Origin of the sequence: Jiangella rhizosphaerae (assembly GCF_003579925.1) — a bacterium.
Taxonomy (GTDB): domain Bacteria; phylum Actinomycetota; class Actinomycetes; order Jiangellales; family Jiangellaceae; genus Jiangella; species Jiangella rhizosphaerae.
Genome location: NZ_QUAL01000082.1, coordinates 1 through 15,340 on the forward strand (window position 1 = coordinate 1; position 15,340 = coordinate 15,340).

The window sequence follows — 15,340 nt, forward strand, 5'->3', positions numbered from 1 at the left end:
CCGCGCGTCGCGCCGCCCTGCGCGCCGCCACCGCGGCCGCCGGCGTCGCGTCGTCGCCGCCGTCGGTCACCGCCGTCGTCCCGTCCGGCGACGCCGGGCTGCTGCGCGACCTGCGCCGGCAGACGTGGCGGTCGCTGACCGTCCGGGTCGCCGACGACGCGGCGGAACGGCGGCGAGCGCTGGAGACCTGTGAGACCGACCTCGTCACGCTGCCGGCCGCCGGGCTGAGCTACGCGCCGGAGCACGTCGAAGACCTCATGCTGGGGCGCGGGTACGGTGCGCGGCCGATCAGCGGGGTGCGGGTGCGGCGGGCCTTCCTGCCCGCGCTGGACACCACGGTGCGCGCGCCCGGCGAACCATCGGAGCGCCCTGCGTCCGCGCTGACCGCGGCGACCATGCTCGGGACGCCGGCCGACCTGCTGGAGCTGGGCCTCGCCGACCTCGACGACCCGCTGACATCGGTCGACGTCGGCGACGACGGCTACGCCATCCACGACCTCGGGGTGTGGCGGGTCGTGAGCGACGCCGCGGGGACCGACGCGGCGCTGCGGGCGGGCGGGCGGCAGATCGGCGGCACCGGCCGTGTCGACCCGGCGTACGCCTCCTACTTCGCCCGCACCGCCTGATCCGCCGGCCGTTCGCCGGGGTGGGCTCCCCGTCCCCCTGCTGCCACATTCTCTTGCCGCGAACGGGCGCGTCAAGCGGACTGATGGCGCTTCGCGCGACGATGACCGCTTGACTCACCCGCCCGTGGCCAAGAACGGGGCAGCTATCAGGGGACGGGGGCAGAGCGGGCACACCTCGCCGTTGGCGTGCCCGTTTCGCGTGCTTTGTCGGGTCGTGGACGGCGATGATCATCCAGGATCGCCTACATCACGAGGATTGCCGGAGCATCAACACCCCTACAGCCGTGGTGATGCTCAGGTAATCCTCGTGATGGCTCCGGAATCACGGCGAAATCTCACCAGGTGGACGCCCAACGACACCAAACTCACACGCAAAGGGCCCAACGCCGCAAGGCACCCGGCCTCGTCGCCGCTCTTCCCCGTCCCCTGATAGCTGCCCGTTCTTCGGCCGCGTGCAGCAGGGGGACGGCCCAACGTCACGACCCCCGGCGAACCGCCGCAGAGGCTCAGGCCAGGTGGCGCTCGGCCTGGAGCTTGCGCACCGTCTCGACCAGCTCCTCGGCGCGGGCGTCGAACGAGTGCTCGCGCCGGACCAGCTCGGACAGCTTCTCGCGCGCCGCCGCGCGCTCCGGCGTCTCGGCCAGCTGGGCGTTGACGGCAGCGGCCAGCTCCTGCGGCGTCGTATACGTCAGGATGACGTCGCCGAAGACGTCCTCGATGCCGGGGACGGCGTCGGTGACGACGCGGGCGCCGCAGGCGGCGAGGTCGAACAACCGGTTGGAGATGAGGCCCTCGGCCTTCATGTCCTCCCAGTGGTCGTTGAGGACGACGCCGGCACCGGCATAGACGGCGGGCAGATCCTCGTTGGGGACGTACTCGCCCAGCCAGGCGCCCTCGGGCAGCAGGCCGCGCCAGCGCACGCCGTAGACCGACGGGACGATGCCGGCCTCCAGCGCGGCGCCGACCGAGGCCCGCATGCCGCGCGCGTTGCCCACGAAGAGCACGTCGTGGCGGCGGCGCGGGTCGGGCGGGACGGGGCGGAAGCGGTACTTGTCGGTGGCCTGCAGCAACGGCCGCACCGGCGCGCCGAGGTCGGTGGACATCCGCCGGGCCAGGCTGGTCGACGCGGCGAAGACGGCGTCGAACGAGGCCAGCTCGCGCCGGGTGACCCGCTCGGGGTGGCTGATCACCCAGGACAGGTTGATCTGCTGCGGATTGACGGTGTAGACGCTGACGCCGCGCAGCACGAGGGCGACGTCGTCGAACCGCGAGGTCGGCCGGTACCAGCCCTGCTTGGCGTCGATGACCGCCTCGTGGCCGAGCCGCTCCAGCGCCTCCTTGAGGCCGATGGCGTAGTGCCAGTCGCCCCAGTTGGTGCGCCGGGTGACGTCGGGCGCGCCGATCTTGATCGCCCAGCGCAGCGGCCGCTCCGGGCGGTCGCGCACGACGATCGGGTCGAACCCCCAGTGCGTCGGCGCCGCACCGTCGTAGCCGACGATGGCGTAGCCGCGCTCGCCCCACACGGTGACGTCGTCCTGGGCGACGGTGTCCTTCCAGCGGCCGGTGAACAGCTCCTGGTTGTCCGTCGCGGTGATGGTCGCCGACGCCGTCGTGCGCCGCTCCGGCGTCTCGGTGAGCGCGACCTGGCTGACCGGCACGTACCGCAGCGGACGACCGGTCTCGCGGGCCAGCCGCAGGCTGAGGTCGGGGTTGTCGATGTCGTTGACGAACAGCGGGTCGAAGCCGCGGACGGCGGCGAAGTCGGCGGCCCGGACGGCGAGCGCGACCGGCGACAGCCCGGCCGGCGAGGACGGCGCGACCACCTCCGGCGCGTCGCCCGGGAACCGCCGGTAGAGGTTGTGCGGGTGCGCGCCGCGGGCGAACGCCACGCCGGCCGACCACACCGTGCCGTCGCCCAGCAGCACCAGCGGCTGGGCGGCCGCGGCGCCGTCGGACAGCGCGGTGGTCAGCGGTTCCAGCCAGCCGGGCTCGACCCAGCTCGCCGGGGTGAGGAAGACGATCGTCTCGCCGGTGGAGTGCGCCGCGCCGATGGTCCGCGACAGCTCGGTCGACAGCCGCTGGGTCTGCCGCAGCACCCGCACGTTCGGGAACCGGATCGGCAGGAACTGCAGCCGCATCGCCTCGGCCTCGGAGGCCTTCGCGTCGACGATGACCACCTCGAGGTCGTCGGCGGCGACGCCGTCGAGCAGCCGCTCGACGGTGGTCGTGACGGTCTGGGCGTCGTCGCCGGCGTGGATGACGACGGACACCGTCCCCGGCCGGCGCGCGGCCAGCCCGGCGTCGACGGCGGCCCAGTCGATGAGATGCTTGGCACGGATGACGAAGCGGTAGCCGAACAGCTCGTTGATGGTGATGCGGTCGCTGCGCTGCTCCCACGCGTCGTAGCGGGTGGCGACGAACGGCGCCAGCTCGAAGTCGGTGACCGCGGACATCCGGATGAACAGGTCCCAGTCGACGTTGCGGCGCAGGTTCTCGTCGAACATGCCGACCTCGTCGAGCAGCGACCGCTCGTGCAGGACGACGATGCAGTCGATGAAGTTGCGCTCGACCAGCGCCGCCCGGTTGAACGGCAGCGACCGGTAGCCGCGGCGGCCGTTCTTCTTCTCCTCCAGCAGCTCGGAGACGGCGTAGCCGAACCGCAGCGACCGGGTGCGGACGAACGCCACCATGACCTCGAGGAAGTCGGGCGTCCAGATGTTGTCGCTGTCGAGGTAGGCGACGTACTCGCCGCGGGCGCGGGCCAGGCCGGCGTTGCGGGCCGCCGAGACGCCGCCGGCCCGCTCGCGGCGGACCAGCTCGATGCGCTCGTCGGCCAGCAGCGGCTCGATGGCCTCCGCGGTGCCGTCGGTGCTGCCGTCGTCGACCACGATGAGCTGCCAGTTCCGGTACGTCTGAGCGACGACGGAGCCGATGGCGGTGAGCACGCCCTCGCGCCGGTCCTTCGTCGGGATGACGACGGTGACCAGCGGCGGCTCCTCGCCGCGTTCGGCGTACTCGGCGACGACCCGGCGCTTGAACGCCTCGGCGGCCTCGTGGTCGAAGGTGTCGGCGGTGCGCGGCAGGTGCTCCCAGCCGCGCGTCTCCTGCATGAGCCGGCGGGTGCGGCGGGCGAAGTCGGCCAGTGGCGGGCCCTTCACCTCGCCGAAGTTGGCGGTGTAGACGTCGACGTCGAAGGCCGCGCTGGGCTGGGCGCCGGACTTCCAGCCCGTCTCCAGGTAGTGGCCGAGCGGGCCGCCGCGGTGGTTCGCCGCCTCGGGGTGCTGCTCGGTGTAGAACTCGGGGTCGAACAGCGGGTGCGGCGACAGCCCGCGGGCGATGCCGCGGTTGACGTAGTGGATGAACGGCGCGACGTCGAGCTTCTTCGGGCTCTTGGGGTGGTCGCGGTACCACTCGCTGACGAAGCAGGGGTTGGGCGAGATGTCGGTGGCCGACCCGACCATGACGTAGTGGTCGACGGGGTCGACGCCGTCCGCGATGGGCTCGTCGAGCTGCTCGCGGTACCACGCGGCGTCGAACAGCCCGCTGGCGCGGATGGACGAGGCGATGCGGCGCCGCCGCGCGACGTCATCGAGGTACGCCTGCGGCAGCACCTTCTTGACCAACCGACGGACCCTGCCGACCGGCAGCTTCATGCCACGAACTCCTCGGGAACGATCTTGACCCGGAGTGCCCCAGGCCATCGGACCCAAGCGCATCGTCCGTTTCCGGACCCTCGGTATCCTAGCCGGGCGCCGACCGCGAGGTCCCAAGCGCCGGCGAGTCGCGCAAGGGAAATGAGATCAGCGCGTTCGACGACGGCGGGAGGTGCCGAGTGCGGTGGTTGGTCACGGGCGCGGCGGGCATGCTGGGCCGCGACGTGGTGGCCGCGCTCGACGGGGCCGACGTGACGGCTCTGGACCGCGCGCGGCTCGACGTCACCGACGCTGACGCCGTCGACGCCGCGGTCCGCGGTCACGACGTCGTCGTCAACACCGCCGCCTGGACCGACGTCGACGGCGCCGAGACGGCCGAGGCCGCGGCGACAGCGGTCAACGGCACCGGCCCGGCGAACCTGGCGGCGGCGTGCGCCCGGCACGGCGCCCGGCTGGTGCACGTCTCGACCGACTACGTGTTCGACGGCGCCGCGACCACGCCCTATGCCGAGGACGCGCCCACCGCGCCGCGGTCGGCGTACGGACGGAGCAAGCTGGCCGGCGAGCGGGCGGTGCTGTCGACGCTGCCCGACGCCGGCTACGTCGTGCGTACCGCCTGGCTGTACGGCGAGCACGGCGGCAACTTCGTCGCGACGATGGCCCGGCTCTCGGCCGCCCGCAAGTTCCTCGACGTCGTCGACGACCAGCGCGGCCAGCCGACCTGGTCGATGGACGTCGGGACGCGGCTGGTCGACCTGGTCCGCTCCGACGCCCCGGCCGGCGTCTACCACGCGACGAACAGCGGCGAGACGACGTGGTTCGGCCTGGCCCGGGCGGTCTTCGCCCACCTCGGCCTCGATCCCGCCCGGGTGCGCCCGACGACGACGGACGCGTTCCCGCGCCCGGCACCGCGGCCCGCGTACTCCGTCCTCGGCCACGCCGGCTGGGCCCGCGCCGGCCTGCCGCCGCTGCGCCCGTGGGACGAGGCGCTCGCCGCCGCTGCCCCCGCCGTCTTACCCCACGACTAGACGGCGGTCCGGGCGCGGGCGGCCAGGGCGGCGTCGAGCAGCACCCGGGCGCGGGCGTCGAACGAGTGCACTGTCCGTACCTCCTCGGACACCAGCTTCAGCGCCTCCTGGGGGCAGAACTCGTCCGGCTCCAGCGCGCACAGCGCGGCCAGCTCCTCCGGCGACGAGTACGTCCGCACGGCCGGGCCGAACAGCTCGGTCAGGCCCTCGATCGGGTCGCTGATCACCCGCCCGCCCGCGGCGACCGCATCGAACACGCGGTTCGAGATGAATCCGTGCGCCCGCATGTCGGCCCAGTGGTCGTTGAGCACGACACGCGCCTGTTCGTACGCCGCGCCGGCCGCGTCGTTGTCGAGGTACTCCCCGCGCAGATACCGCGCCGGGATCTCGTCACGCCAGTTCAGCCCGTACACGTGCAGGTCGATGCCGGCGAGGATCGCGTCGCGCACGATCGGCCGGACCTCGCCGCGCCGGCCGGAGCCGAGGAACAGCACCGGACCGGCGCCGCCGTCGGACGACGCGCCGGGCTGGAACCGGGACGGATCCGTGGCCTGCAGCAGCGGCCGCACCTGCAAGCCCCAGCGCCCGGACACCGAGGCCGCCCACGGCGCCGACGCCGCGAACACCGCGTCGTAGCGGCTCGCCTCCTCCGCCGTGACGGCGTCCGGGTGGCTGATCACCCAGAGCAGGTTGGTCCGGCCGGGGCCCGGCGCGTAGGGCTCCAGACCGCGCAGCGTGAGCGTGACGTCGTCCAGGTGACCGGTGGCGCGGTCGAAGGCCAGCCGCCGGTCGACGACGACCTGCTGGCCGAGCCGGCGCAGCGCCCGTGCGAGGTCGCGGGCGAAGTGCACGTCGCCCCAGGTGTCGCCGCGCGGGCCGGCGTGCGCGCCGATCTTGACCGCCCAGCGCAGGGCCGGCGGCCGTTCCTCGACGACGGCCGCGGCGACGCGCGACGGCGCCGGGCGGGTCAGCACCGGGAGCGGAGTGCGCAGCCCCGCCGGGTCGACCGTCCCGGGCTGGAGGTGCGCCACCGCGAACCCCGCGCGCTCGTACCGCCAGAACTCCGACGCGGGCAACCGGCCGGTCCACCGGGCGGCGAACTCCACCCGGTTCGCCCCGCCGAAGGCCGACCGGCCGGGTGTCTTGCTCTCGTGATGCTCGACGACCGACGCGGTCACGACGGCGAACCGGCCACCCAGCCGGTCGACGGCGCGCAGGCACAGGTCGATGTCCTCGCAGCCGTTGATGAACATCGGATCGAAGCCGCGCAACGCGACGACGTCGGCGGCTCGCATCGCCAGGGCCGCGGCCGTGACGGCGGTGAAGCCGGTCATCGTGCCCAGAGCCTGTGCGTCCTCCACGGGATGGTGGGCCAGGAACGCGTGAGGGAAGCCGTCGCCGCCGGGGAACACCGTCCCGGCCGACTGAATCGTCCCGTCCGGGTACACCAGCAGCGGCTGCGCCCCGGCGACGACGTCGTCGGCGAGCGCGCCCACGAGCGGCCGCAGCCAGCCGGGCCGCACGACGGTGTCGTTGTTGAGGAAGACCACGGCCGAGCCCGTCGAGTGCGCGAACGCCAGGTTCGAGCCGAGCGCGAAGTTGAGGTTCCGGACCGCCCGCACCACGCGCACCCGCGTGTCGCCGGCCAACCGCGCCACCAGGATCGCCGACACCGCCCGGCGCGACCCGTTGTCGACCACGACGACCTCGACGTCGTCATCCTCCGCCGCGGCGGCCAGCACCGACGTCACGGCGTCCGTCGTCATCCGCCAGTCCTGGAACGTCGGTATCAGCACCGACACCCGTCCCGGCACCCGCGCGGCCAGCTCGTCGGCGACGCCGGACCAGTCCACGTGGTGCTTGGCGAGCACGACGTACTCCCAGCCGGGGGCCTCCGTCAGGGTGATCCGATCCTTGCTCGTCGCCGTCCCGCCCGCCGCCCCGCCGACGAACGGAAGCAGCCGCAACGGCGTCTCGCGGGCGATCCGGATGACGAGATCGTGGTCGACCCAGCGGCGCAGCGACTCGTCGAACCCGCCGATCGCCGTCAGCAGCTCTCGCTCGACCACCAGCGAGATCATGTTCACGTGGTTCTTCACCAGCAGATGCTGGTGAGAGCCGTCGAAGGCGAGATACCGCGGTGACGCACCGGGGCCGTGGTCGAGGACGGCGTGCGCGGCGCGCAGTCCGTCGCCGGCCATCGCCTTGACCGCCAGCTCCAGGAACCGCGGGCGGTACACGTCGTCGGAATCGAGGAAGGCGACGTAGCGGCCGCGCGCCGCCGCGATGCCGGTGTTGCGGGCGGCGCACACCCCGCGCCACGGCCCGGCCAGCACCCGGACCCGGTAGTCGCGGCCGGCCAGCTCACGCAGCACGTCCGGCGTCTCGTCGTCGGACCCGTCGTCGACGACGATCAGCTCGAGGTCGCGCAGGCTCTGCGCGAGCACCGACGCGACCGCCGCCCTGATCTGCGCCGGCCGGTTCCGGACCGCGATGACGACGCTGACCAGCGGAGCGTCCCCCGCGATGGGCAACGGCAGCCGGGACACCCGGGCGATCCAGGCGCGCTCGGCCGCCGCGTCGAAGTCGTCGGTCAGCCGGGTGCCGTGGCCGGTGGTGTGCTGGTCGCGCCACTGGCGGGCGGCCGCGATCGCCCGTGCCCGGACGACCCCCAGCGTCGGCACCGCGCCGACGTGGTCCGGCCGCACCGGCAGCGCCGTCTCCGGCCCCGCCCACGAGAGGAAGTGGCCGAGTGCACCGCCGGGGTGCTCGGCCGCCTCCGGATGCTGGTCGAGATACGTCGCGAGGTCGAACACCGGCCCGAGCGCGCCCTTCGTGGCCCGGCGGGCTCGGAGGAGCGGGTCGGCGCCCTTGCGTGCCCGGTACTTCGGGTCGTGGAACTCCGGCTCGTACAGCGGGTGCGGCGAGAACCCTCGCTGCAGCCCCCAGCGCAGGTAGTGCCGGGCCGCGACGGTGTCGTCGGCGAACTCCTTGCCGGCCTGGGCGGCGTAGAAGTCCCGGTCCAGCACGTTCCAGGTGAGGAACTCCTCGACCGGCTCGCTGAGGGCACGCCGCGGCGGCCAAGGTCCGAGCGGCCGGCCCGCCCTGCGGCGGTACGCCCGGATGCCGGCGCCCAGCGCCACCCGCCGCCTGATCAGACCCGAGCGCACTCGCCGGCGCAACCGCCTGATTCCGCTGCCTGTGCCCAAGGCCGGCCCCCTCCCGTCCCGTCCGCCGACTTCTGGCGGCGGACACTACGGAGGGTTCCGGCACGTCCCGTTTCGGCCCGATTTCTCGGACGTCACGGGCCCTCGGCCCCTCGGCGAACGCCGTCGCCGGCGGCTCCCCTCGTCAGGATCACGCGCCGGCGGGCCGACCGGTTGCACGGCTCAGGGGCGCGACCGCGCCGCGAGCGAGGCGTAGAACTCCTGGGTGGCGGCGTAGTCGGGCAGCAGGCCCGCCTCACGCGCCTGGGCGAGCGACGGCGCCGTGCGGTCCTTGTCGGAGAGGACCGGGGTGATCGGCCGGCCGTCGCGGGCGGTCGTGGGCCAGTCGATGCCCAGCTCGGGGTCGAGCGGGTCGATCCCGTGCTCGCGGCCGGGCGCGTACGGTGCCGTGCACAGGTACATGACGGCGGAGTCGTCGGCCAGCGACAGGAACGCGTGCCCGAGCCCCTCCGCCACGTAGACGGCCCGCCGGTCGGCGTCGTCGAGCAGGACGGAGTCCCACCGGCCGAACGTCGGCGAGCCGACCCGGATGTCCACGACCACGTCGAGCACTGCGCCGGACACGCAGGTGACGTACTTGGCCTGGCTGGGCGGGACGTCGGCGAAGTGCAGGCCGCGCAGCACGCCGGCGGCCGACACCGACAGGTTGGTCTGGACGATGTCGGGCCGGTGCCCGAGGTGCGGGGCGAGCAGGTCGCCGCGGAAGGACTCGAGGAAGACGCCGCGGGCGTCGCCGAACTGCTGCGGCGTCACGACCCACGAGCCGGGCACCGCCAGCGGCTCGATCTTCGGGCTCACGACTGCGCTCCGTCCAGGAGCCCGATGAGGTAGTCGCCGTAGCCGGACTTCGCCAGCGCCTCACCGCGCGCCCGCAGCTGGTCGTCGTCGATGAAGCCCATGCGCCAGGCCACCTCCTCGGGGCAGCCGATCTTCTGGCCCTGCCGCGCCTCGACGACGCGGACGTACTCGCCGGCGGCCATGAGGTTGTCGAACGTGCCGGTGTCGAGCCAGGCGGTGCCGCGGGGCAACACCTCGACGTGCAGCGAGCCGCGGTCGAGGTACGTGCGGTTGACGTCGGTGATCTCCAGCTCGCCGCGCGCCGACGGGGTCAGCCCGCGGGCGATCTCGACGACCTCGCTGTCGTAGAAGTAGAGGCCCGGCACGGCGAAGTTGCTGCGCGGCTTCGCCGGCTTCTCCTCCATGCTGATGGCCCGGCCGTCGGCGTCGAACTCGACGACGCCGTAGGCGGTGGGGTCGGCGACGTGGTAGGCGAAAACCAGCCCCCCGTCGACCTCGGTGTACTTGCGCAGCTGGGTGCCGAGACCGCCGCCGTAGAAGATGTTGTCGCCGAGGACGAGCGCGACGTGCTCGGAGCCGACGAAATCGGCCCCGATGACGAACGCCTGGGCCAGCCCCTCGGGCTTGGGCTGCTGGGCGTAGGAGATGGACAACCCGAGGTCGGAGCCGTCGCCCAGCAGCGCGCGGAACTGCTCGACGTCGCGCGGCGTGGTGATGACGAGGATGTCGCGGATGCCGGCCAGCATCAGCGTCGTCAGCGGGTAGTAGATCATCGGCTTGTCGTAGACCGGCAGCATCTGCTTGCTCACCGCCACCGTGAGCGGATGCAGCCGTGTTCCCGAGCCGCCCGCCAGGATGATTCCTCGCATGAGCGCCTACGATAGCCCGCGTCAGGCACCGGTCCAGGAGGGGACGAGATGCGGCTGTTGATCACTGGCGGGGCCGGCTTCATCGGCTCGCACTACGTCCGCCAGGCGCTGTCGGGCGCGTACCCCGCCCTCGACGGCGCCGACGTCGTCGTTCTGGACAAACTGACCTACGCCGGCAACCCCGCCAACCTCGAGCCGGTCGCCGACCACCCGCGGTTCAGCTTCGTCAAGGGCGACATCCTCGACGCCGGCCTCGTCGACGAGCTGATGGCCGAGTGCGACCAGGTCGTGCACTTCGCCGCCGAGAGCCACGTCGACCGCTCCATCCAGGGCGCGGCCGCCTTCGTCCAGACCAACGTGGTCGGCACGCAGACGCTGCTCGACGCGGCCCGGCGGCACGGCGTCGAGCGGTTCGTCCACGTCTCCACCGACGAGGTGTACGGCTCCATCGAGTCCGGCTCGTGGACCGAGGACCACGTCCTGGCGCCGAACTCGCCGTACAGCGCCAGCAAGGCCAGCAGCGACCTCGTCGCGCTGGCCTACCACCGCACCCACGGGGTGCCGGTCTCGGTGACCCGCTGCTCGAACAACTACGGGCCGTACCAATACCCCGAGAAGGTCATCCCGCTGTTCGTGACGAACCTGCTCGACGGGCTCAACGTGCCGCTGTACGGCGACGGCCTCAACGTGCGCGACTGGCTGCACGTCGACGACCACTGCCAGGGCATCGAGCTGGTCCGCTCGGCCGGCCGGTCCGGCGAGATCTACAACATCGGCGGCGGCCGCGAGCTGACGAACAAAGAGCTCACCGGCCTGCTGCTGGAGGCGTGCGGCGCCGACTGGAGCCGCGTCGACCACGTCGAGGACCGCCTCGCGCACGACCGCCGCTACTCCGTCGACGACGGCAAGATCCGCGCCGAGCTGGGATACGCGCCGCGGCAGGACTTCGAGACCGGCCTGGCGCAGACGGTGGCCTGGTACCGCGACCAGCGGTCGTGGTGGGAGCCGCTGAAGAACCGCGGTTGATCCTCCGCGGGCCGGGGCATACTCGAAGCCGACGTGTGGTGATTCGGGAGGGTTCTTGCGGCGTGGGATCGGCGTCATCCTGGCGACGGTGCTGGCGGCGGCCCTCCTCACCGGCTGGTCGCCCGGCTGGCCCGGCGACGACCCCGCCACGCCGCGCGACGTCCGCTCGCCCGACTCCAAGACCGTCGACGTCGGCGTCTTCCTGGCCTCCGGCCGGGGTGACGCCGCCGCCGTCCAGGCCGCCGTCGACGCCTCCGACCCCGGCCAGACGGTCGTCTTCCCGGCCGGCGTCTACGAGCTGGACCGGCCGGTCCGGTTCGCCTCGGAGCGCGACTACGCGGCGGCGGACGGCGCCCGGGTGGTGCTGCGCGGGTCCGGCGAGGACGGCGTCACGCTCGCGCACGAGCACCTCCGCGACGTCACCATCAGCGGGCTGGAGTTCGACAACGTCCGCCTCGCGCTGAAGGGATCGGACGACTTCGAGTCCGTCGCCGACGTGACGCTGCGCGACTGCACGTTCCGCAACGGGCCGGTGGGCAGCGAGTGGGGCGTCGCGTACGTGCTGCTCCAGCACACCAGCGGGGTCACGGTCGACGGCTGCGAGTTCCTGCGCGACCGCGATCACCCGGGCCGCGGCGTCGTCGCCGACAGCACCCGGTACACCGTCGTCAAGGACTCCTGGTTCGGCACCACCGCCGACCTCGACCCCGCCGTGCCCGACGGCTGGTTCCGCACCGCGATCAACTTCTGGGGCCACGACCTCGCGACCGGCACCGGCAACGACGAGGTCGTCGTCGACGGGAACGTGTGGCGGCGCACGCCCGGCATCGGCGCTCCGGCCGGCTGCCACTTCTGCCAGGACCACGGGCTGTACGCGTGGGGCAGCCGGCGGCTGTCGATCGTCGGCAACCGCGCCGACGGCTGGGACGCCTCACCGGCCGGCGGCTCGATGAAGCTGCGCAACCAGACCGACACGTTCGTCGTCGGCAACCGGCTGCGCTCGTCGGGCATCCTCAGCTACGTCTACGCCAGCTCGAACATGCCCGAGGTGTTCCGCCGGGTGTCGCTGCGCGACAACACCATCGACATGCGCGGCGCGACCGGCTGCCGGCACTACTGCGGCGTGACGTACTGGCGCGACGCGGAGATCCTCGGCGCGCAGGGCACTCCGGAGAGCGACGTGTTCATCGGCGGCAACGCGTTCGTCGACGGCGGGCTGATCTCGGTCTCCACCGACCGCGCCCACGCCTTCTGCGTCCAGGGGAACAGCGACGCCGCGCTGATCTCGCACCTGGGCGCCGTCCGGACGTCCCAGTGCGGCGCGGCGCCGGAGTGGGAGGAGCCGTTCACGGGCGTGCAGCGGGGCGACTTCGACGGCGACGGCCGCGAGGACTTCGTGCAGCTGATCCGCGACGACGGCGAGGACCCGTACTGGCGGGCGCACCTCAGCGCGGGGAACGCCGTCGACATCGAACGGTGGCCGGCGCACGTCGGCGGCGCCCAGCTGGCCGCGCGGCTCGGCGTGCAGGTCGGCGACTTCGACGGCGACGGCCGCGACGACCTCGCCTGGGCCGGCACCTGCCGCGACCAGGGGAACTGCTGGCGGGTCGCACTGGCCGGCGACGACGGGTTCGCGCCGCCGCGGCCGTGGGCCCGGTTCCGCGGGACGACGGACGAGACCACGCGGTTCGGCGTGCAGGTCGGCGACTTCGACGGCGACGCCCGCGACGACCTCCTCTACCGCGGCGACTGCGGCACGCCCGGCGAGCCGTGCTGGCGCATGCTCCACAGCGACGGCGAGTCCTTCCACGCCTCCTCCTGGGGCGACGACGCCCTCTGGAGCAGCGAGTCCGACGTGTACGGGCTGCTCGTGGCCGACTTCAGCGGCGACGGCCGCGACGACGTCGCCTACCGCGGCCGCTGCGGCAACGCCGGCGAGCCGTGCTGGCGCATGCACACCAGCGGCGACGACGGGTTCCGGCTGAGCGGCTGGGGCGACGACTTCTGGCCCGAGGCCGACGGCTCCACCGCCCACTTCGGCCTCTCCGTCGGCGACGTCGACGGCGACGGCGACGCCGACCTGGGCTACCGCGGCCGCTGCGGCGACGGCGAGTCCCAGTGGCGCTATCACCTGAGCACCGGGTCCGGGTTCACGGTCGCCTGCTCACCGCGCGCCAAGCTCGGCACGTGAGCCCCGCCGCCGAGAGGGCGTCGAGTGCGACGCAGCCGACTTCGATGGTCAGAATCACGCGCACAACTCGAAACGGCGCCCAGAACGCTCCCGCCATCGAAGACGACGCCGGGGAGTCACATGGGCCTGGCTCCCGGTCCCAGTGCTGCCCCATTCTCCTGGCCGCGATCACGGGACAGGGAAGAACCGGGCACGCCTCGCCGCGCGGCGCCCGCCGAGGGGGCATCCTCATGCGCGCCAGGTGACCTCACTCGCGACAGGACCGCATGACCGCCGCCGATGGCCGGTATCCGGTGTTGCTGCGGGTGAGGTGCCCGCCGCGCGAGCGACGACCGCCGCGCCACGCCATAACCCTCGAAAGCCGATCCGACCTCACTATCGGGTGTCGACGTCGATGCCCGCAGGCGACTTCGATACCGGGAGTCGTCCTCTGCGCCCGAAACGACCAGGAGAACACGACTCGCGGTATCGAGGACGACGCTGGCCATCGAAGACAACGCCGAGCTCCACGCCGCACCCCCGATGATCCGGCTCGTCATGCGCGCCAGATGCACGGGTCACGAAGTCGACGCTCGCCGCCGAGGACGACACCTCCGGGGAGCAGGCCGGGCCCGCACCTCGACGAGACCGGTCACGGCGCAACGGCACCGATCATGGGAGCAGGTCGTCGAGCATGGTGAGCATCGTCTGCATGCGCCGGTTGGCGATCTTGACGCTGCCGCGCTTGACGGCGCGGAAGTAGCGGTTGCGCCAGCCGCTCAGGAACAGCAGCTCGGCGACCGCGATCTGGAGCCGCCACGGGACGGCGCCGGCGGAGGCCACCGCGGGCCGCAGCGACGCCGGCGTGTCCAGGGCCGCCGCCAGGGCACGCGGGTCGGGCGCGGACATCAGCACCTTGAGCACGTCGTGGGCGAGCGGCCGGTAGCCGGCGTCCTCCCAGTCGACCAGGGCGAGCCGGCCGTCGGTCGTCCGCAGGACGTTGCCGAGGCCGGGATCGCCGTGGCTCAGCCCCACGGTGAGCGGCCGTGCGTCGTCGAGCAGTGCGCGGGCGCGCCGCAGGGTCGCCTGCGGGTCGAGCCCCGCGGGCCAGAGGCCGGGCGGCGGGTCGTCGGCCAGGATGGTGAACGCGGCCAGTGCGCGAGAGCGCTGCTCGGCGCCGAGCGGCTCGTGGCTCACGCCCAGCCGCTGCCACGTCTCGGCCAGCAGGGTGAGCAGCTCGTGGACGGTGTCCTCGGCGTCCTCGGGGCGGACGGCCGCGCCGTCGACGGCCTCCTCGACCAGCCAGTCGGCGACGGCGTCACCGGACAGCCCGCGCCCGGCCAGCCCGCTCTCGAGCACACGCGGGACGGCGAACGGGGTGCGGCCGGCCAGCGCCCGCTGGTGCGCACTGCCCGCGACCAGCGGCGTCGGCGTCCCGGCGGCGACGCGCTGCTGCACGACGAGCGTCTGGTGGGTCTCGGTGACGTAGAACGCGCGGAACCGCAGCTGCTCGGCGGTGCGCATCGCCCCGGCGACGACGACGTCCGCGGCGGCCGCCGACCGCACCCGCGGCCGGTCGCCCGCGACCAGCACCGATGCCCCGGTCCGCTGGTCGACGAAGACGCCGCTCGACGGGAACGGGGAGGCCGGGTCGAGCCGGACGGAGAAGGCGATGCGGTTGTCGTGGAAGAAGTACCGGCGGCGCAGCCGGGCGACGCGCCCCGGGGACGGCAGGCTCCGCGCCGTCCGCTCGATCGCGGCGGTCCATTCGAGGGACCGGACGGCGTCGGAGGCGGCGGGCATCGGATATGTCTACCAGCACGACACCGCAGTTCAACCCCTGTTTCAGGGGCAGTTCGATGAGAGTGTTCTCATCTTCGGGACGGGTGCGTTCCGGGCGCGGAAAACGCTCTACCCCCAGACCTGCTGTAAAGTCGTCCGGT

At 73.2% G+C, this 15,340-nt stretch carries 9 protein-coding genes; 4 read left to right on the forward strand and 5 right to left on the reverse strand.

Features of this window, described 5'->3' with window-relative positions; translation table 11 throughout:
* Positions 1-626 (forward strand): hypothetical protein (locus DY240_RS31785; protein WP_158602785.1); only part of this gene is annotated, 626 nt, incomplete at its 5' end.
* Between the two features lie 506 nt (positions 627-1,132).
* Here the strand turns inward: DY240_RS31785 and DY240_RS09095 are convergent.
* The gene (locus DY240_RS09095) at positions 1,133-4,279 is read right to left on the reverse strand and encodes a glycosyltransferase (protein ID WP_158602786.1); all 3,147 of its coding nucleotides are present in this window, start codon (positions 4,277-4,279) and stop codon (positions 1,133-1,135) included.
* Between the two features lie 179 nt (positions 4,280-4,458).
* Here DY240_RS09095 and rfbD point away from each other — a divergent pair, with 179 nt between their 5' ends.
* Positions 4,459-5,307 carry a dTDP-4-dehydrorhamnose reductase gene (gene rfbD / locus DY240_RS09100; RefSeq protein ID WP_119659616.1) on the forward strand — a complete coding sequence of 283 codons (849 nt, stop codon included), beginning with the start codon at positions 4,459-4,461 and terminating at the stop codon, positions 5,305-5,307.
* Here rfbD and DY240_RS09105 read toward each other — a convergent pair.
* From DY240_RS09105 to rfbA, 3 genes are all read right to left on the reverse strand, one after another.
* A complete protein-coding gene (locus DY240_RS09105) occupies positions 5,304-8,477 on the reverse strand; it encodes a glycosyltransferase (RefSeq protein WP_158602787.1) in 3,174 nt (1,057 codons plus the stop codon). The two genes, rfbD and DY240_RS09105, sit on opposite strands and share 4 nt — an antisense overlap.
* A gap of 219 nt (positions 8,478-8,696) precedes the next feature.
* Complete coding sequence (rfbC, locus tag DY240_RS09110; RefSeq protein ID WP_119659618.1) at positions 8,697-9,332, reverse strand: dTDP-4-dehydrorhamnose 3,5-epimerase; 636 nt, start codon at positions 9,330-9,332, stop codon at positions 8,697-8,699.
* The gene (rfbA, locus tag DY240_RS09115; protein WP_119659619.1) at positions 9,329-10,201 is read right to left on the reverse strand and encodes a glucose-1-phosphate thymidylyltransferase RfbA; all 873 of its coding nucleotides are present in this window, start codon (positions 10,199-10,201) and stop codon (positions 9,329-9,331) included. The genes rfbC and rfbA overlap by 4 nt, the downstream gene beginning before the upstream one ends.
* A 48-nt stretch (positions 10,202-10,249) precedes the next feature.
* Here rfbA and rfbB point away from each other — a divergent pair, with 48 nt between their 5' ends.
* Together rfbB and DY240_RS09125 are read left to right on the forward strand one after the other, a co-directional pair.
* A complete protein-coding gene (gene rfbB / locus DY240_RS09120; protein ID WP_119659620.1) occupies positions 10,250-11,227 on the forward strand; it encodes a dTDP-glucose 4,6-dehydratase in 978 nt (325 codons plus the stop codon).
* 55 nt (positions 11,228-11,282) lie between these two features.
* Positions 11,283-13,418, forward strand: a complete 2,136-nt coding sequence (locus tag DY240_RS09125) for an FG-GAP-like repeat-containing protein (protein ID WP_119659621.1) — start codon at positions 11,283-11,285, stop codon at positions 13,416-13,418.
* A gap of 651 nt (positions 13,419-14,069) precedes the next feature.
* Here the strand turns inward: DY240_RS09125 and DY240_RS09130 are convergent.
* On the reverse strand, positions 14,070-15,200 hold the full coding sequence (locus DY240_RS09130; RefSeq protein ID WP_119659622.1) for an aminoglycoside phosphotransferase family protein: 1,131 nt from the start codon (positions 15,198-15,200) through the stop codon (positions 14,070-14,072).
* Positions 15,201-15,340: the final 140 nt, after the last annotated feature.